This is a genomic window from Aureliella helgolandensis (assembly GCF_007752135.1).
GTDB lineage: Bacteria > Planctomycetota > Planctomycetia > Pirellulales > Pirellulaceae > Aureliella > Aureliella helgolandensis.
In genome coordinates, this window is record NZ_CP036298.1 from 6,521,578 (window position 1) to 6,540,231 (window position 18,654).

Annotated in this window: 18 protein-coding genes and 1 tRNA gene; 17 read left to right on the forward strand and 2 right to left on the reverse strand. The window is 54.9% G+C overall.

Annotated elements, in window-relative coordinates; all coding sequences use genetic code 11:
- Positions 1 to 398: 398 nt before the first annotated feature.
- Positions 399 to 710, reverse strand: coding sequence for a hypothetical protein (locus tag Q31a_RS22855; protein ID WP_145082907.1), 312 nt, complete (start codon positions 708 to 710; stop codon positions 399 to 401).
- Between Q31a_RS22855 and Q31a_RS22860 the strand changes: the two genes are divergently transcribed.
- The 10 genes from Q31a_RS22860 (at position 664) to Q31a_RS22900 (ending at position 8,081) form a co-directional block, all read left to right on the forward strand.
- Positions 664 to 1,251 (forward strand): site-specific integrase, encoded by a 588-nt coding sequence (locus tag Q31a_RS22860; RefSeq protein WP_261342686.1) that lies wholly within the window; start codon positions 664 to 666, stop codon positions 1,249 to 1,251. The two genes, Q31a_RS22855 and Q31a_RS22860, sit on opposite strands and share 47 nt — an antisense overlap.
- Before the next feature lie 217 nt (positions 1,252 to 1,468).
- Positions 1,469 to 2,644 (forward strand): SIR2 family protein, encoded by a 1,176-nt coding sequence (locus Q31a_RS22865; protein ID WP_145082911.1) that lies wholly within the window; start codon positions 1,469 to 1,471, stop codon positions 2,642 to 2,644.
- A gap of 110 nt (positions 2,645 to 2,754) precedes the next feature.
- On the forward strand, positions 2,755 to 2,928 hold the full coding sequence (locus tag Q31a_RS31550) for an NrdR family transcriptional regulator (RefSeq protein WP_449224067.1): 174 nt from the start codon (positions 2,755 to 2,757) through the stop codon (positions 2,926 to 2,928).
- A gap of 104 nt (positions 2,929 to 3,032) precedes the next feature.
- Complete coding sequence (locus Q31a_RS22870; protein WP_145082913.1) at positions 3,033 to 3,854, forward strand: hypothetical protein; 822 nt, start codon at positions 3,033 to 3,035, stop codon at positions 3,852 to 3,854.
- Between the two features lie 130 nt (positions 3,855 to 3,984).
- Positions 3,985 to 4,188, forward strand: coding sequence for a helix-turn-helix domain-containing protein (locus tag Q31a_RS22875; RefSeq protein WP_145082915.1), 204 nt, complete (start codon positions 3,985 to 3,987; stop codon positions 4,186 to 4,188).
- Positions 4,175 to 4,366 carry a helix-turn-helix domain-containing protein gene (locus Q31a_RS22880; RefSeq protein WP_145082917.1) on the forward strand — a complete coding sequence of 64 codons (192 nt, stop codon included), beginning with the start codon at positions 4,175 to 4,177 and terminating at the stop codon, positions 4,364 to 4,366. The genes Q31a_RS22875 and Q31a_RS22880 overlap by 14 nt, the downstream gene beginning before the upstream one ends.
- 478 nt (positions 4,367 to 4,844) lie before the next feature.
- Positions 4,845 to 5,627 (forward strand): hypothetical protein, encoded by a 783-nt coding sequence (locus Q31a_RS22885; RefSeq protein WP_145082919.1) that lies wholly within the window; start codon positions 4,845 to 4,847, stop codon positions 5,625 to 5,627.
- 225 nt (positions 5,628 to 5,852) lie between these two features.
- The gene (locus tag Q31a_RS22890) at positions 5,853 to 6,098 is read left to right on the forward strand and encodes a hypothetical protein (protein WP_145082921.1); all 246 of its coding nucleotides are present in this window, start codon (positions 5,853 to 5,855) and stop codon (positions 6,096 to 6,098) included.
- On the forward strand, positions 6,082 to 6,651 hold the full coding sequence (locus Q31a_RS22895) for a hypothetical protein (protein ID WP_145082923.1): 570 nt from the start codon (positions 6,082 to 6,084) through the stop codon (positions 6,649 to 6,651). The genes Q31a_RS22890 and Q31a_RS22895 overlap by 17 nt, the downstream gene beginning before the upstream one ends.
- A gap of 122 nt (positions 6,652 to 6,773) precedes the next feature.
- On the forward strand, positions 6,774 to 8,081 hold the full coding sequence (locus tag Q31a_RS22900; RefSeq protein WP_145082925.1) for a tyrosine-type recombinase/integrase: 1,308 nt from the start codon (positions 6,774 to 6,776) through the stop codon (positions 8,079 to 8,081).
- On the opposite strand, the gene Q31a_RS22905 is transcribed toward Q31a_RS22900, so the two are convergent.
- Positions 8,045 to 8,133: transfer RNA gene (locus Q31a_RS22905), tRNA-Ser, on the reverse strand. The two genes, Q31a_RS22900 and Q31a_RS22905, sit on opposite strands and share 37 nt — an antisense overlap.
- A gap of 313 nt (positions 8,134 to 8,446) precedes the next feature.
- On the opposite strand from Q31a_RS22905, the gene Q31a_RS22910 reads away from it, so the two are divergent.
- From Q31a_RS22910 to Q31a_RS22940, 7 genes are all read left to right on the forward strand, one after another.
- Positions 8,447 to 9,676, forward strand: coding sequence for a hypothetical protein (locus tag Q31a_RS22910; protein ID WP_145082927.1), 1,230 nt, complete (start codon positions 8,447 to 8,449; stop codon positions 9,674 to 9,676).
- Between the two features lie 246 nt (positions 9,677 to 9,922).
- Entirely contained in the window at positions 9,923 to 11,740 is a 1,818-nt protein-coding gene (locus tag Q31a_RS22915) for a S1C family serine protease (RefSeq protein ID WP_145082929.1), read from the forward strand.
- Positions 11,737 to 12,825 carry a S1C family serine protease gene (locus Q31a_RS22920; RefSeq protein ID WP_145082931.1) on the forward strand — a complete coding sequence of 363 codons (1,089 nt, stop codon included), beginning with the start codon at positions 11,737 to 11,739 and terminating at the stop codon, positions 12,823 to 12,825. The genes Q31a_RS22915 and Q31a_RS22920 overlap by 4 nt, the downstream gene beginning before the upstream one ends.
- A gap of 25 nt (positions 12,826 to 12,850) precedes the next feature.
- On the forward strand, positions 12,851 to 14,896 hold the full coding sequence (locus tag Q31a_RS22925; protein ID WP_145082933.1) for a trypsin-like peptidase domain-containing protein: 2,046 nt from the start codon (positions 12,851 to 12,853) through the stop codon (positions 14,894 to 14,896).
- Positions 14,893 to 15,273, forward strand: a complete 381-nt coding sequence (locus tag Q31a_RS22930) for a hypothetical protein (RefSeq protein WP_145082936.1) — start codon at positions 14,893 to 14,895, stop codon at positions 15,271 to 15,273. Before Q31a_RS22925 ends, Q31a_RS22930 begins: the two co-directional genes overlap by 4 nt.
- 605 nt (positions 15,274 to 15,878) lie before the next feature.
- A complete protein-coding gene (locus tag Q31a_RS22935) occupies positions 15,879 to 16,889 on the forward strand; it encodes a BON domain-containing protein (protein WP_145082938.1) in 1,011 nt (336 codons plus the stop codon).
- Between the two features lie 948 nt (positions 16,890 to 17,837).
- Positions 17,838 to 18,413, forward strand: a complete 576-nt coding sequence (locus Q31a_RS22940; protein WP_145082940.1) for a hypothetical protein — start codon at positions 17,838 to 17,840, stop codon at positions 18,411 to 18,413.
- The last annotated feature ends 241 nt before the right edge of the window (positions 18,414 to 18,654 follow it).

Here is an 18,654-nt window from a genome sequence, read left to right on the forward strand (position 1 = left end):
TCACACAAAGAGGGGATACGCATTCGACAGCGCGTAAAAAAACCCTGGGGAACTTTTGTTCACCAGAGTTTTCTAGCTTTTTCGAGCGGAGAGGACAGGATTCGAACAACCGCTTCAAAATCGCCTATTTCCAAGGGTTTGCAAGCTCCCGAGTTTCCGCGCGCTACCAATACGACGCGCGCAGCTGAAAAGCTGATAGCGGACATCCTGCCAGGACTGTCCGAAGCTCAATTGAATCTCGCGCTATTGGCCGTCCAGCGGATCGCTAAAGGCTAGTTAGAACCCGCGCGGTTTATTCGCTCTGGCCTATGCCGATCGGGATTCTAATTTGGCCTGAATTGGGAGAATTGGAAAAGAGCAAGTAAAAAAACATTGGGAGACTGAAAATGGTTGTTTGCCTATGGGATCGCAGAGCCGGTGGGACACCCACCAAAACAGGAAAAAGAGGCAGGCAGAATAAGCAAGGCAAGCGTACTGCACAGTTCGCTATCTTCGGCGGGTATCGCCTGTCGTTCATGTGCCGTTAGAACCTCCGCTCGCAAAGCCGCGCCGGCAAAGTGATCACCGACGCCAAACAATACTTTACGGCCGCCGTCCGCTTCCGCTTGCTGCCTGAGAACCCGTTTGACGGCCTGAACCTGTCCCAACCTCACGATCGCGGCCGTGAAGCCTACGTTAGCCCAGAAACAACGCGTAAGCTCCTGTTGCACGCTGCCCCTATTATTCGCCTTGATCGCAATTGCTCGTTTTGGCTGCCTCCGCATGCCCTCTGAGCTCTTGCAGCTGCAGTGGAACCACATCGATTGGGAAAACGGCCGCTTAACCATTCATTCTCCCAAAACCGAAACGACTAAACCGGTGCGGGTGATCCCACTATTCCCCGAATTCCGTCCCGCGCTCGAGGTATTGTTTGCCGATGCCCCGGCCGGCTCTCAATACGTGTTCGATCGTTACCGATCCACGGCCGCAAAGGTCTACCGGGCTGCCATGCTACGGATCTTGACCGCTGCAGGGATAGAACCCTGGCCCAAACTGTGGATGAACTTGCGGGCCAGCTGCCGAACCGACCAATTGGAGCGTTTCCCCGATCACGTGGTGAACTATTGGCTAGGTCACACCGGCACTGTGGGTGCCAAGCACTGTGATCGAGTGCATGACGGGCACTACACAGAGGCTTGCGGGGTCGCCTGCGGGGTCGCAGACTCGCCTTTGACCGCTCCCAGCCGCCCGCCCGAAGAGTCAAAACATTAAAAAACCCTTGGAATTAGCGAAATCCCAAGGGTTTGTAGTTAGCTCTAGTACCCCGTAAGGGATTCGAACCAACCCAATAAAACGCGGCCTTTTAGGGCTCGAAATGGCCTCTGCGGGGTCGGGCCACAATGGTACTTGAGGCGCCAACGGCTTTAGTCAACAATGCAACCACTGTATTGAATTGCATTATCCGCTGAACAACCTAGCCCCTGATCACATGGATACTAAGCCCAAACACACATATATCCTTGGGGCCGGTTTCAGCATGCCGCTGGGTGGGCCTAGCTTTGAGCAACTGCTCTCACCGGACTTCGAAAACGCTCTGAAATGGGTGGACGGCCTACCTTCTGAAGAAGTGTATTTCGATGTATTCCAAAACATAGGTGAACGGCGTGAAAATGCTCAAGCTATTTCAAAGAAGCGGTTCAATGTCGAAGAGCTCCTAGAAAAACTGGATGACTGTGAGCACTGCCCATGGTCGGATACCTTTCAAGACTCGATTCTAGACGCCATCCTTTCGCCTGATATTGCAGCCCTCGTCTCAAATGGAACACAGTCGTTCATACGCGCTCGGAAGTTGGACCTTTTCCGCCAAATCAATATGGCTGTGCGAGCCAGACTGGCCCTCGAAACATCATATTTTGTTCACCAAATCCCTAAAAGCTCTGAGAGGTGGGTGCCGTACGTCGAATGGTTCAAACAACTCACCTCTAATGACACAATCATTTCCTTCAACTACGATCCTGTAGTCGAGCTTGCTGCAGAATTCTCTGAGCGGCCATATATCGAGGAGGAGTTGATCGGGAACCTTGATTGCTACCTATCGCCAAATTCGAATATGCCTAAGCTCCTCAAGCTGCATGGCAGTTCCAACTGGATGGATGTCGAAAATTCTGAACACGTCAAAATTCAATTGCCTCGAAACTGTGGGCACCTTGACGAGATAAGCTATGAGACGTCATTGGATGTTATACGAGTTGTCGGTGGGCCAGGATCCACAAAGCGGACCCTTGCATCAGGGAAACTTAAGGCTGTCTGGGACGCCGCCCGAATTGCTATTGAGAACTGCAACATCCTTTCGATAGTTGGCTATAGCATGCCTGCAACAGACAATTTTGCTCGCGACTTCATACTCGAATCGTTGCTGACTGCGGACAGGGATAATGACCTTTGGCTGGTTGATGTCGTTTTAGGACCGGGGGCGAGTTCTCCCGCGGGACAACGAGCCCGAGAAATACTGCGGCAGTTACTCGCATACGGGCGTGTGCAATCGAGTAGAGTTGAGTCCTTCCAACGAGTCCGCTTGCTTAGCCAATACGCACAAGACTATCTACCTTGGACTCGACCAACTACTGCAGAAAAGTCGCGTCAGCTGATTTTGGCGACAATTTAGAGGAAAAAGCAGTGTGGATCGCCACGGACTGGGCAAGCAAGTTTGTGGATGTAGTTGGCATCTTCGGTGGGTGTCAATAACGAAACCTTTGCCAGGAAGGACCCGTGACGATGCAAGACAGGCAACCACCTGAGGCACCTGCTGTCACCGGCTTGCAGTGTCCAAGCTGTGGCGGTAACGATCTGCCAGTGTGGTACACTCGAAAGCGATTGAACAAAACTCTACGTATGCGGATCTGTTCGGGATGTGGCCGAAGGCTTATCACTTACGAACGAATTGATTAGCGTGCTCCGATCGTCTAGGGGAGTCATGACCCCGCGCCGGTTGGCAACGTGCTTTCCTTATGGGCCGTTGCCAACAGGCGGGCGAACTACATAAGGTATCCACTATGGATTTTGAAGCCTTTAGGAATACGTGCGTCCACACTCTACGGGACGTAATCGAATTGGTTTCTAGCGGAGCTTCCGCCACAGAAGCAAAGAGCAAAGGTTCGCCGATTCATCGCGAGCTACATGCGCTCAAAGTTGGGTTGTTGGACATCCATCTCGCCTTGGGCAATCTTGATTTCTTTGATCGGCTTTACCGTGCTCGGTCGAGTTGCAAACGCGTGCCGACCTTCGAACTTGGAGAAGAACCCAGGCGTCTGAGCTTCCCTAGTTTCGTGCATGCGTATCACTCGATCATCGGTACGCTGCTTTCGCGATTTGAACGAGGTGATGAACTTACAACCCAGATTGAAGACTTTCGGGAAATCCTCAACTGTCGAGGGTTGGAAGCGGGCCTATGCGAAGAGCTTTGGGAAGTTAGTCAGTTGCCCGGCCTTCGGGAATGCCACAGCACCCAAAGGCAGCTGCCCGTAAACTCGCCAGGTCTACCAATAGACTCGGTAGGTGACGGAAAGCTCGAAGAGACGCAACAGGGTGCACTAAATGGCGCAACTCTGCTTATCCCAAAGCTGTCTAAAATTGACCAGATGATTCTCTGTCAAATGTGGAAAGACAGAAACGACAGTTCAGAACCAACTTCCCAGCGTGGCGTGCTGGACTCTGGTGGGTACCCCCAACACTATAGGAAGCGCTTTACGAATTTAAAAAAGCTGGGCTTGGTTACTACCAACGAAAAGCACACGGCAACATGGCTAACTCCCATTGGTTTGGAAGTCGGTGCGGCACTAGGTGAGCGAGTGGCGCCCAAGCAAAAGGCAGAGTAACGGCAATTCGAACAACAAGGTACCAGAACAGTACCAGTTGGGTACCAGCGCAGTACTCGGAGAATCCACACGCATCGGCTACGTTTTGGATGTCGTTACAGACAGTCCATGAACGCCAGGAGCCCTTTCGATGCGTAAACTACTCTCAACCCGTGACGTCGCCAATCTCACGGGCTTTTCAATTCAAAAGATTCGCCAGCTGATTAGACGCGGCCAATTGCCTGCAGTGAACACTAGTACTGGCACTCGCGAGAGATATAGCATCCAACAACGCGATCTCGATCAATTTCTAACTCCCAAAAAGAAACGGGAGTCGGCTCATGCCGGCGTCTAGACGACCGCCCCCGCTGCTAGTCGATTCGATTACGGCGGCGGCCACGCTGGCGATAAGCCCCAGAAAACTTTGGGAGCTCGCCAAGCGTGGCGACATACCAACGGTGCGAATCGATCGCACTGTCCGGTATTCAATTGACGATCTCAGAGCCTACGTCGATCGGCAGAGGGCCGGTTGATCAATCAAATAAGTGAGCCCACTGAGCGGCAGGTCAGTGGGCTCCAAAGTCCAACTAACGAAGCGGAGGACACAATCATGATAGGACGCGCACAGCTGCGCAGCAACCCACAACCAACACTGTTTGATCGTGGGGATGCGGCAAGGGCAGCACAAGTGGACGCACTGCGGAAATCGCGGGAATACCATTGCGAGCGCCGAGACACAGCCTACAGTGCATTCGCAGCTGCGGGCCGCGATGGCCTAACACGCCATGAGCTATCCCAAACGATGCAATGCCAACAGAGTTCTATTTGCTCTGTGGTGTTGGCCATGCTACGAGATGGCGAATTGGTAGAGCTACGAAGTCGGCGGCGCAGCACTGCCGGCGGATCAGGATGCATACTAGTGTTATCTTCTTACGAGGAGATTGCTCGCCATGCCGGCTAATCTAGCCACTGCGGACAAGTCGGATTGTCGCCCGCAGGGGAGTTTTCCCAATGGCTAGAATCCGATCTATCAAACCCGAATTTTGCACTTCGGAACAACTCGCCGAGTGCTCGCCAACCGCGCGACTACTTTTCATTTTGATGTGGGCACACTGTGACGATGCTGGTCGTCACCCCGCATCAGCCAAGCGGTTAAAAATGGAATGCTTTCCTGCAGATTCGTTCAGCACTGAATTTATGGAATCGCTAGTCGCCGAACTGATCAATACTGACTTGATCGTCGAATACGAGCATAAATCCAAGCATTTTTGGCAGGTTACGGGGTGGCACCATCAGAAAATAGACAAGCCAACCTATCGGTATGGCCCACTAGATTCGCGTGGGAGTCCCGTACCAATCGGCTACCACTCCACGACAAGTCCACAAGTACCCCCAGAGCCCTCGGGTACGGAGTCGAGTCGAGTCGAGACGATCGGAAAGGAGTCCATCTCAGCTGCTGCTAGGGCTGCGGCGGAGAGTATTCAGCGAGGGAAGTTTCCTGACGATCCATTGGTGTCAGCTAGAAACCTTTTCAATGCCGCGCCAGCGCTCGACCGAGAGTTTGTTTGGCGAGTGAGCATCATCGCTGCTGCAATCTCCCCAGGCATGATGTCGGAAATCGTAACGCGAATAAAGGCACGAGACGTACGTAAGCCCAAAAGCTACGTCGAAGGTGCTTTGCGGGCAGAGTGCGAAAAGCAGGGTTACGATTGGAGGGAGCTAATTCCTTTCGTGCCTCCCGCGCCACCGCCGCCAACGCCTATCGAGGAAGAATCCGCAACGACTTCCGAGTAAGAACAATTCGTTGCACATGACAACGCGAACTTACTTAGGCAGTCGATTGACTGCAAACATTCTCACATTCATAACAATTCCAAAATGCTTAACAACTACCATCGTATCCCAGGCAGCCGAAGCGTTTTCCCACGCGCTCATTATTCGGCGTTGCAGGCAGTTCAATTTTCAACTTCCGATTGCAATCGGTTTGATAGTCCCCAAATGCAGGAATGGAGAAGCCAAATGGAAGCCCAGGAAAATGCAAACGTCGACGCGCAACCTGTGATTGGTACGCTCCAACGGCCAATTGACGAACTTACGCCTTTGCAAATACAAGCGGAACTCGTTTGGCGAAAGGAACGTATGATCCGCGCCCAAATGGATGAAGAAGACCGAACACGCCGGGAAGATTTCCAAAAGCTTCGCGAAATCCGGAAGCTGCAAACCGAACTCGCATCGCAAAGGCTGCACGATGCTGTTGATCGATAACATCCCGATTGAAGTGAGGACGCAGGCCGGCTTGCATGAGTTTGTTCGATGCTTTCGAGAGGTTTGGGGCCGACTTCCTGAAGACGATCGCTTCGCAATCGCGACGAACCTAAAGGCAGTTGAGTGGCGAGACATGCCCATTGATACCACGCCTTACACGTTGGCCATTACCAAACGAATAGACATAACACAGTCACGCATTGAATTTGATTCGATTCACTTTACTGGCGGTCCCGACTGTAACTACCTAAACACCATTGCACACGAGCTGCGGCACGCGTGGCAGTTCGCAACGAACTTTGAAGCATCTCAAGCATTGACGATAATGGCCAAGCGTTTGTGCTGGGAAGTGGACGCAACAGATTACGCGCTCGAGTATGGCGGCCCAGAGTCCAACTTTTCAGAGCTTCGCGCCGGTACGCTGCCGACAGATGCGGGTTTTGATGAATTGGCAAACCTCTGGCCATGTTTAACAGGCGAGCAACGGCAAGAAGTCTTGGCTACCGTCAGGGGCATCACCGCGGAAGCCAAACAAGCCGCAATAGCCAGCTAACACTAGCCTAGGGCGTTTGCATTCAGTAACATCCACTACGCGGCTAGGGTAGCTCCCGAACAGCGATTTTCTCGATCGCCTGCCGTGCTTTCTATTCGAGAACAACTTGAGAGGTTGTATCTATGGCTAGCATCAGCGAGCTAAAGAGCGGAAAACGCCGCATTCTGTTTGTCGATCGCGATGGAAATCGTAAGACCGTTTACCTTGGCAAAGAATTGCACAGTGACGCCAAGTCGATCTGCAAGCTAGTTGAACGCTTGGTATCAGCCCAAATGCTAGGCAATGAGCCTAACAGAGATGACTCAGCATGGTTGGGCTCTGTCGATCCATCAATTCGCAAGAAATTCGAGCGTGTTGGTTTGGTTCGACCTCAGGAAAGCCGGCCAGCTAGTACGCAAACCGTCCATGCGTTTTTGGATGGCTACATGGAAAGACATGGCGAAAGCCGGAAGCCAGGCACTCGGGCAGTGTGGCGGCAAGTAATCCGGGATCTCAAACGCGAACTTCCGAAAGACTTGCTGCTGGTCGAATTAACAGTGGGACATGCCAAAGCCTTCCACCTTGCAATAAAGAAACGCTTGGCAGAAACAACGGTTGATAAACGCGTTCGGTTTGCACGGCAGTTCTTCACGGATGCAGTCGACTGGGAGATTATCCCGACGAATCCGTTTTCCAAAGTGAAGACCACTGGCGGAAGTGCCATTAGCAACGTACACGTTCCCAAGGAATGGATTTCCCAGGTAGTGCCCTATTGTGACGTAACTTGGTCAACGATTATCGCTCTAAGCCGCTTTGGTGGCCTGCGGTGCCCTTCCGAAGTGCTTTCGCTGCGGTGGGCGGACATCGACTGGGAAAAGGGCCGTATGGCAGTTACTGAACCCAAGGTCGAGCACCACAGCGGTCGTGGAGTCAGAACTTGCCCCATTTTTTCCGAACTTCGGCCGTTCCTCGAAAAGGCTTGGGATCAAGCCAGGGAAGGGGAGGAATTCGTAGTTGACCATGAGGGCTACAGGCGAGCCGCAAATACGGCCGACGGTTGGAAGAACGCCAACCTTCGGACACAGTTTGAGCGAATCCTACGTAAATCCGGCCTAACCCCTTGGAAACGCTTATTCCATTCGATGCGAGCAAGCCGGCAAACCGAGTTGGAACGGGAGTTCCCCCTACACGTGGTTTGCTCTTGGCTTGGGAACTCGCCACGGATTGCCCAAAAGTCCTATTTACTGGTGACGGAAAGCGACTTTGAGCGCGCTACAGAAACGACGCGCGCGACCTCAAAAACAACACAAAACACGACACAGCAAGGTTCCGCATTCCCTCGCACAGACTCGCAAATGACACTAGAAAACCCTGGAGAAAGCGAGTTCCCCCAGGGTTTTGTAGCTTTTCAGAGCGGAGAGGACAGGATTCGAACCTGCGGTTCAGTTTGACCCGAACGCTTCATTAGCAATGAAGTGCTTTCGACCACTCAGCCACCTCTCCAGATGGACGGACACCCCAAATTCGAGGCACTGTAAAGCACCTAGTTGGGGCGGCCTGCATTGAGCATCGGGCGTTGTGCCCGGCCGGCTATTATCTAACCAACTCCTTCGGATTCTTGCAACACGTCCATTGAATTTTTTCACCACTAGGAACGGAAATCTTTGGGATACTTCCAGATCGGGCCCCTCATGCGGAAAGAAGCTCTCCCTCCACCGCCCCGATCCGCAGTTTAGGGCTATCATGTATAGAATGATGCAAGAAAAGTGGGCTGGGTTCGGTCCGTTTTATTTTTGGTTTCAATCTGGATTGATGCATGGTTGCGTTTACTCTGTACCTCCTAGTGGCATGCTGGGGATTTATCGGCGACTCCACCACCGTCGTCATCGAGAGTGAAGATCAAACCACGTTTAACGCAGTCTTGCTCTCCTTGGACTCGCAAGGACTCCACCTCCAGCAAGACAGCAATGCGCGAACTCTTCAGCTCGACGAAGTCGCGTCCATTCAATTCTCCGATCCGTTGCCCGAAACCGCTTCACCTGCAACGCGTTGGGTCGAGCTGCTCGATGGAACGGTCATCGCAGCTAATGCAGTTACCAGCGACGGTGAGGAACTGGCGGTAGAGCTGCCAGGGATTGAAAAAGCGGAGGGAGAATTGCCTGTCGGCCCCACCGTACGTTTCCCCACTAAACTTGTGCGAACGCTTCGTTTCCAGGAACTCTCTGCAGCTCAGTTGCCGCCTTGGCAGCAGTTGACCAACGTACAGCGTTCACTCGACGGGCTCATTCTGCTGCGTCCTGAAGAAAAATTGGATGCCATCGAAGGCCTTGTCTCTGAGATTACCTCCGCAGGGGTGCAATTTGAGTTCAGCGGCCAGAAGATCGTGGTACCTTTCGATAAGCTGGCTGGCGTCAAATTTTTTAGCAACCAGCAAGCTCAACAAAGGAAAGTAACAGCCAGTGTGCACGATCTGGCTGGCAACGCCTGGGCAGTCACGGGCTTGTCCGTTCAACCGACTGCCCACGAATTGCAGCTGGAATTGCTCGGTGGAGGAGAGGTCAAGCTTCCCCTGGCGTACCTCAGCTCCATAGTCCCCCAGATTAACAGCAGCCTCTATCTAGCGGAGTTGCAAAACAGCCAAAGGACGGTGGCCGATTCACGCCCTTTTAAGATTGCGATACCGGGTGCAGACCTGTTGCTGGGCCCTCAAGCGATGGAATTCCAACTGGACGACAGCCGTGTGGCGATCCCCAGCATCCAGTTTTTCGGTGCCAGCACTCTCACCTATCGCGTGCCGGATGGCTACAGCCGCTTAGCCGGTGCCGCGCGTTTGACACCGCATGGAGATCGAGCCACCCCCTGCGACGCGCAACTTTTTGTAGAGAATAAGCTGGTGTGGGAGACAAAACTAAAACGCATCGGGGTAGTAGAGCCCTTTGAAATCGCTGTGCAGCCCGGCCAACGCCTTAAATTGGTGGTTGAATCGGCGTCGGCCGCTCCGCTCGGCAATTCGGTAGTCTGGGAGGGCATCCGCTTGTTGCAGTAGCTGCAACAATTCGAGGCATCCCTCGAACTCGCCCCTCCCAACCGAACCAGGATCGTTCGAAATACATGTACGAATTGCCTTTCCGTCACATTTTCGAGGCCCGCAGTGACTGCTAAACCTTCGCCGGCGACCACTTACCTCCTTCCCCCCGCAGGATTGCAACTTCCGTCCTGCAAAGCGGGACTTTCACGGGTAATCCCCCTCTGCATCGCGTTATTGCTGCAGCTAGTACTCGCAAGCAGCTCGATGGCTGAGATTCCAGTTGATGAAGACGTCCTGGCCGCTCAGGCACTGCGAGTAGAGGTCATGCAAAGGTGTGCCGCTGCAACGGTGGCGGTATTCGGGCCAGACGGCGGAGGCGGGGGAAGCGGAGTTCTGATCACACCGGACGGATTCGCGTTAACCAACTACCATGTTTCCAGCGCCTGTGGTGATCTCATGCGTTGCGGACTCAATGACGGCCGCGTCTATGACGCAGTGATCGTCGGTGTGGATGCCACCGGAGACGTCTCCCTGATCCGGCTTTGGGGACGAGAGGACTTCCCCGTGGCGCCTCTGGGGGACAGCTCCACCGTCCGTGTCGGCCAGTGGTGCTTTGCAGCGGGGAACCCCTTTGTACTGGCCACCAACTTGCAACCGTCGATCAGTATGGGCATTATTAGTGGTATAAATCGCTATCAATACCCGGCTGGCACCCTCTTGGAATATGCCGATTGCCTCCAAACCGATGCTGCGATCAACCCAGGCAACTCGGGCGGTCCGCTGTTCAATCTGGCGGGAGAAATCATCGGCATCAACGGGCGTTGCTCGTTTGAGAAACGCGGTCGAGTCAACGTCGGGGTAGGGTACGCCATCAGTGCACGCCAGCTCGAATATTTCCAAGAGATGCTAGCCAGTGGAAGACTGGTCGACCATGCAACCCTGGGCGCCACAGTCTCTACCGACGATGTCGGCCGAGTTGTTGTCAGCAATATTCTCAGTAGCAGTGATGCCTATCGCCGCGGCTTGCGGTACGGAGATGAGATTCTTGAGCTGGCGAACCGCGAGGTGCGTACCACCAATCGCTTTAAGAACATCCTGGGAACGCTCCCCAAGGACTGGCGAGTCCCATTGGAGATTCGCCGCGATTCGCAACGACGCACTCTGCTAATTCGATTGGATGGCGTGCATACCGATCAAGAGTTGGCAGAACTCGTGAGCTCTGGCTTAGGCGGGAAGGAGGATCCACACTCGCAAGAAACACCGTCAGAGAGCGAGCAGGATACCCAGGAGAAGAAAAGCGAGCTGCCCACAGACGACGAGGATTCCCCAGCATCGAAAAACGGCCAGGAGTCTCCCCTCGATACCAACAAGCTTGCCAAGTCGATGATTGTGCCGCGCGAGGGTTTTGCAAACTACTACTTCAATGCTCAACAGCAAAACGCCATCTGGCAACGAACCCAGACGCAAGCTAGTGTACTTCGCTCTGAGGATGCCGACGCTGCCCAAACATGGCAACTTTCAGGCCAGCTAGCGGGGGAACCCACCCCCATCGAAGTCGAGTTGGGAGCAGCGGCGGCCAAGCTGAAAATTGGTTCCCGAGTACTGGCAACCAACGAATCCGACTCGGTCGCTGACATCGTGGGAAAACGCAATGAGGGAGGTTTGGTCGTAGCCCTTCGCGCCCTCAAGGAGTATGTCGAAAACGGTCCTCAACTCCTGGGGGATACGATCTATCTCGGCAAAATCCCCGTGTATATGGGCCGCGATACTCAGCTCAAGGAACAGCCCCGCATGGAGGTCTTGCAGACGCTGTGGTACGACGCCAAGGTTCGTATGAGTTTTACCAGCCAATCGGGCTTGCCAAGCTTGATCGAAGTTTTTGGGGATGCAGGACAGGATCCCGTTGAAGTCTACATCGACCAAGTGGCCCCGCTAGAACTCACTCGTGAAGGCGAAGCTTCGCAGCTCAACTTCCCCACGCGACTGCGTCTCCAATATGGAACCGAACCGCTGCTGCTTATGGAACTCAAGTCGTTGGCGATTACCGACACTCCAACCGCTCCCGCCGAGGCCTTGCCATGAATATCCCAAGTCGCCTCCGCTCGCGGGCTGACGATTCGATTCTATTTCGCAAGCCCCAACAGCCTGGACTGTGGCTGGGCTGCTGCAGCGTGTTGTGGCTTGCCATCGCCCCTGTCGCACCGCTGCGCGGCGACGAGCCCCAACAGCTCGGTAGCGTCAATGAGGTGGCTGTTTCCGCAGAGTTGAAAACCGTCAAACTCTATGGGGCAGGGGGCTTCCGCGGCTTGGATGCCTACCAAAGCGGTATGTTGGTGTCGGCGGAAGGCCATATACTCACGGTGTGGAGTACGGTTCTGGATGTTGAGAAAGTCGTCGCCATCGCTAGCGATGGAAGCCGCTTTGAAGCGGAAGTTCAGGGCATCGACCCCAATCTGGAAATCGCCATCCTTGCTACGGGGCAACCAACGCAGCACTACTTCGACCTCAATCAAGCGACGGAACCGCAGATCGGAGATCGAGTCCTGGCCCTCAGCAATCTGTTTGGCATCGCGACTGGCAGCGAAATGTCCAGCATCCAAAAGGGTGTGATCATGGCGCGCACCGAGCTGAACGCCCGACGCGGTTCGTTTCCCTCGGTCTACCAAGGTCCAGTCGCCATCATTGACGCCATGACGAATAATCCGGGCGCCGCTGGTGGTGCCTTGATAACCTTTCAGGGCCAGCTGGTCGGAATGCTAGGTAAAGAATTGCGAGATAGCGAGGCTAACATCTGGTTGAACTACGCAATCCCGATTGCTCAATTGCGTGCCTCGGTACAAGATCTTATCGCTGGAAAGGCCATTGCGCGAACCAACGCCACCCGCTCCCCCTCCGATCGCCCTGTCGATTTGGGGAAATTGGGAGTAGTCATGGTTCCCAATGTCCTTGCCAAGACCCCTGCCTATGTCGACATGATCCATCCCGATTCTCCTGCAGCCCACGGCGGTTTGCAAAACGACGATCTCATCTTGTTCGTCAATTCCATCCGTGTCGTTTCTCAGTCGGCGTTGAACTCCGAATTGAAATACCTCGACCGAGGTGATGAAATCTCCCTGCTCGTTCAGCGTGGCAGCGAACTCAAAGAAATCATTTTGACTCCTCAGTAAAGCCAACAGTAAAGCACGTCGAGCCATGGCTGCCCCCCGCCTCATCCTTTCCATCGCCAGCATTGCAATCAGTTGCATGCCATTGCAAGGTCCACCGCTAGCCGCGCAAGACCTAGTGCAGCGCGAACAAGCCGCATTTCGCGCGGCCGCAGATGCCGTATCTAGTTCTGTCGTCCAGATTCAAACCTTCGGCAGTGGACAACGCGCCGGTGAGGAATTGCAGGCGGCCGGGCCAACGACTGGAACCATCGTAGCGGCAGACGGGTGGATTATTACCAGTCTGTTTAGTTTCCGGGAACAACCCGCCTCCATCCTAGTCGTCCTTCCGAACGGCAAACGCGCCGCCGCCAGAATTGTCGCGCGAGATTTCAGCCGCGATCTGGCGTTACTCAAGATCGATGCGAACAATCTTCCAGTGCCGCAGTTCGCAACTTCCGAGGGGATCCAAGTCGGACAGTGGGCGATCGCTTTAGGTAAGACATACGACGAAAAATTCGTGTCCGAATCCGTCGGCATCGTGAGTGCCCGTGGCCGGGCCTATGGCAAGGCACTCCAGGTCGACTGCAAAGTCTCGCCGATCAACTATGGAGGCCCGTTGATCGATTTGGGGGGGCGCGTACTGGGAATCCTCTCCCCAATAGCTCCAGGGACTTTCCTTGAAGGAGACAGCGCAGAGCTCTATGACTCGGGGATCGGATTTGCAATTCCAGCTGCAGATGTACTGGCCCGACTCGAACAAATGCAGAGCGGGGAAGACATTTACAGTGGCAAGCTCGGCATCGTTTCGGATAGCACCAACGAACTGGCTGGTCCCGTGGTGATCTCCGGCGCAACCCCAGGCTCCCCGGCTGCCAAGGTGGGAGTCATGGCACAGGATCAGCTGGTTGCAGCGGCGGGGAAGCCGGTAGAGATGTTGGCCCATCTGCAGAACGCCCTCGGGCCACTCGATGCGGGCCAAACCTTCCAATTCTCAATTCTTCGCCAGGGCCAAGTCCAGGAATACCAGTGTGAGTTGGCTAAGGAGATTCCAGTTTACTACCGCCGCTACCTAGGACTCCGACTGGCCGACCTGCCGGCAGAGCAGGGCCAACCAGCGTTCGCTATTGCTGCGATCGAGCCCGACTCGCCAGCCGCCAGCTCAGCATTGCAAGTCGGACAACGCATCCTTCGCTGCAACCAACAAGCAATGCCCTCCCGCCAAGATTTGCGTAGGATCATCGCTGTAGCCGAACTGGACACCCCAATTATCTTCGAAGTGGCCGCCCCCAACGAAGCAGAGGGCACCAAAGCTGACGGCACTGAAGAAATGGGGCCACCGCAAACTATTGAGCTTCTGCCTGCCCTCTGGCCAACCGAGCTGGCCCCCGCGCTTCCCCAATCCCTGACTGCTGTGGGCGACTCCAAGACACCAGCGTCCCCCAACCAAGAGGAAACACCGCAGCCGGACGCATCTGCGGAGAAGGTTGTGGAGATTGCTGAGATTTCGCTCGGGGACTTTCCCAATACAGCCTATGCCGTTGTACCGCTCGCATCGAATGCCCGTCCCCTCGGGCTGCTAATCCTCTTCCCTGAGCCGGGCGACCTCTCCCAAGAAAAAGCCCAAGCTTACTGGCAAGAATTTTGCGCCAGCCAGGGCTGGATCGTCGCCGTGCTCAACTCCGGGGACCCGCGTCGTTGGTCGCGGGAGGAAGTCGACTTGGCTGCTCGCATTTTGGGCAAGCTTGAAAACGCTTACGAACTCGATAAGCAACGCATTGTTTTAGGTGGAATAGGAGTGGGTGGCAAACTGGCACTGGTGGCTGCGGCAGCGCAGGTTGGCCGCGTGACTGGCGTGGCGACACTGGGGACCGAACTGAAGAATATTGGCTTGCGCGTCGAGAACGCCCCGCTACGTTCGCTCGATTTCCTGCTGCTCGGCACCCCCTCCGACTTGAACAACACGGCCAAGTCACTGCGCGACCTGGGCTACTCGGCCATCGTTGTCGATGCTCCCAAACTCCCAACCGGATCGCTGGAATCGATTCCTGCCGCACCACTAACACGCTGGCTGGAAGGTCTGGGGCGGTTATGAATCGGAAGAAGCAAAAGATCTCCTCCACCCCAGCCACTCGTTGGCGGAGGGCACTGCTAGCATTTTTTGCAGTCCTTCTATTGGCCGGCGGTATGCTCATCGACTACCTCCCTTTTTCCTCAGGAGCGAGCCAGGACTACATGGGTGGCATGCTCTTGAAAATTGGAGTGGTGTTGGGGATCTGGTGGCTGGCCGCCCCGCAGCTGGAACGCATCGGTTGGCAGAACGTCCAAGCTTCGACGCTCCTGATTCTAGTAGTCATCTTGATCCTCTGGGCGAGCAAGCCCAAGATCGGAGCGATTGCAGCCGCCATCTTCGTGGGGGGCTCCCTCTTGTTTAGTGTCAGTGGCTGGCTCCGCAAATTTACGAAGCCCTAAACTGGCAACTCTCCGGTCGGCCCTACGATCCGCAAAGTTTTCGCAGCTTAACGCTACCAGGCCGCACAAGCACATGCAGACCATTCCGAGCATGTGGATTTTCTGTTTAGACCGGCAAAATTGGAAAAAACCTTACCAGAGTCACATCTCCCTGCCGAATACTATCCCCGGAAGAACTTGTTAAATGACCGGGAACAAGCCGCGGTCCAAGCCCTAGGGCGTGGAGCACGGACACTCTCGGAAAGTTTTCAAGTCCAACTGCAAACAAGGGGGGCCTTGTCGCACGCGGACTGGAGATTCTTGCCGTACTTAGAGCCACAGCGGTGCAATCCCATTGCATCGCTGAACTCTGAGACCGGTACGTGAATCTTCGCCGTGACGTCATCCCCTCTCTGGGCGCAGACAGTTTTTGACTTACTTTTACCAAGTTGAGAAATGTGTGAGTCGCATTGGTTGTCGCCTTGCGATTTGCTCGAACAGCTTGGGGTAGCACCACTATCTCCCGCACCCTTCTGCCGCCACGCAACGGTCTATAAACCGCTTCCGTGGCACAGGCAGGAAGCCAGATTGTGGACACTCGACAGTGATTCGTAGGAGGGTTTCCAATGCGACGATTTCTGTTTGGCGTGGTAATCGCTTCGGTGACCGCCGCAATGCCTGCTTGGGCGTTCGGTGGCGACCGTGAGATTGCCAAATCCATTATGACCGAGCTGCAACAGCACAAAACTGCTGGTGCACTCAAGGGTTTCGATATCGACCTCAAGGTCGAAGACGGTATCGTTTACCTATCCGGCGAAGTGGCTTCACCATCGCAATTGGCGCTGGTCACCACGACCGCTGCTCAATCGGTGGGCGAAGATAACCTCGTCACCGACCTGCGGGTCAAACGCGACGCCGCTCCAGCCAGTTCACGAGTGGCTCGCCCAGTCGTTGAACACCCCGTGCGTACTGTGTCCACCAACTCGGTCAGCACTAAACCATCCCAGCAAGACTTGGCAGTCACCGATTCGGTCATCGCCAAATTGCAACAGTCCAAGGCCGCCGGCATGCTGCGTGGCTTTGAACTCGATGTTAGCACCGTTAGCGGTGACGTTTGGCTGCGTGGCTCCGTTGCCAACGAAGACCAAAAGGCTCATGTACTCGATATCGCTCGGCGTACACGCGGCGTAGCCCGTGTCGTGGATGATATCACCGTCGCCGAATCGGGAGCAATTCGCACCGCTTCCACCGGCAGCGTTCCTGCTCCAATCCCTGGCTCCAACATGCCGGTTGCAGGCGGCTCGGGCGGACCTCAACCGTTTGCTCAATCTGGATTTGCTAGCTCAACTGCCGGTGGCGGTCATGTCATGGCGACTCCTGTTGCAATGAATGGTGCTGGAGCTTCCTATGGAGCCGGTGCACCCCGCTACGACCAGCCAAACATGCCAAACTACGCTTGGCCTAGCTACGCAGCTAGCCCAAACTACGCGGCTGTTACCTATCCTAAGCAGTACAGTCCTTCCGCTTGGCCGTACATCGGACCATTCTACCCTTACCCACAAGTTCCCTTGGGATGGCGTAAAGTTGCCTTGGAATGGGACGATGGACTGTGGTACCTAGATTTCACCAGCAAGTAACTCTCGCGAGAAGTTGGATGCTGAGTTGAGGTTTGAGAAGAATTGAATTGAGAAAGTGTGGCATGACCCTCCACGCTTGACATCACGGAAGAGGCTCAAGTCGCAGCAATGCAACTTGGGCCTTTTTTCGTTGAAGCGTGAGAGCCCCCTGAATTCGGTCAACGTTTACCAAGGCGTGTCGTTCCGAGCCGCGGGCTGGGCTCGGGCCTCGAACCACCACCGCAGCCCACACTCCAGCTTTCCGATACCACACAGTCTCGAAACAGGTTGTAGAAAATCACTGGAAAGCTCAGACCGTCGAATTCGGGCAAGATCCTAGGAATTCAGCCTGCCCGTGGCAGTTTGGCAGACGTGAAAGCTACTCCACGACCTGTCACTCGCCGCCCCAGGGATTTTCAAGGGCCTGATTCCCAAGGGCCAGCAAGGGAGGGGGAGCAGGACGTATGGTGCCATAGCAAGGAGGGGGGACAGAGCCTTGGGGGAGCCATGGGGACAGACTAGGGGAGCCTTGGTGCCATGGGGACAGAGCCCAGAGGAGAGTAGGGGACAGAGCCCGGTGGCGTCTGAGCGGACCGCACCGCGGCTCAGCAGTGACCTGCCGACCGGTCCCGTTCGATCCCGCACGAGGTAGGGGCAACGGCGGCTGAGGCCAGCCCCGCGAGCCTGGCTGGGCCATTTGCACCGCCCCACGCATTTCTTATTGATTTTTCAATGCTAGCAATGACGTTCATTCCGAGTTTTCCGCTGGCAAAATACTAAAAACCCGCAAGTTCTGCGCACCTTAACAACGATAACTCCTATACATCGGAGACAAGCAGCCCCATTTCTTTCGTGGCTTCCTGAATTAGCATTTGGGAAGCGACGGCAGTCTGGATGGATGGATAGCCGGGTGGGCAACTGGGCTGACTAACGTTTCCTGCACACTGAATCGATACGAGGGATCGTTCGATGTTACTAACATTCGAAAAGAAGATTTTGGGCCTGCTCGTTTCGGCGAGTCTCGTCGCGTCAACAGGATGCATCGGCATCACGCAGGGGGTCAACCTGGGGCCATTGGCTATCCCGGTTCCCATCAGTCCATACTTCCAGGACCAAGAGGAACTGGAGTTCCACAACCATGAGCGTTACGAACGGGTCCCCATTATTGGCCCAATCACCGCCGGTGGTCCAGCCATCGCGTTAGATCCGCCGAGTGACGACGAGGTTATGCAAGCCTTGGAGCGAGCTCGTCCGGTTCGAGGTGGTCTGCCGCTATTGCATGAAAAGCAACGCAACAACGTCAAGATTGTCAAAGAGAAAATCTCTGACTACGTTGACCCGCCAAGGTTCATTCCATTGATTGGAATGGCCAGCCTACACCACGCACACTACAAGTGCACGGTATACTTTGAAGAGCGTACGATCAACGGCTGGCCCGTTCCATACACGCTGGAAGACAAAGAATCGGCAGAGGTCTTGTACATCGACCATAACCACTTCCACATGTGCGGCAATCCTGACACAGGTGCGAGCTCCATCTACTAGTCTCACAACCGGCGACTTGTATTCAGCTTGACGACTCCCTCCACCTCGGCAAAACGTTCGAGGCGCGGAGTCGAGATGGCAGATGATACCGGAGTAACTTTCACTCCAAAATCCTGATTGCCACACCCGGCATGTCAGCTTGCAAAGCCGCAGTGGAAACGCTGCGGCTTTCTTTTGTTGCCTGCCCGGGGCCTTCCCCTAGGATTCCTCACCACGCATGCTGGTGGCATTGCGTAGCGTT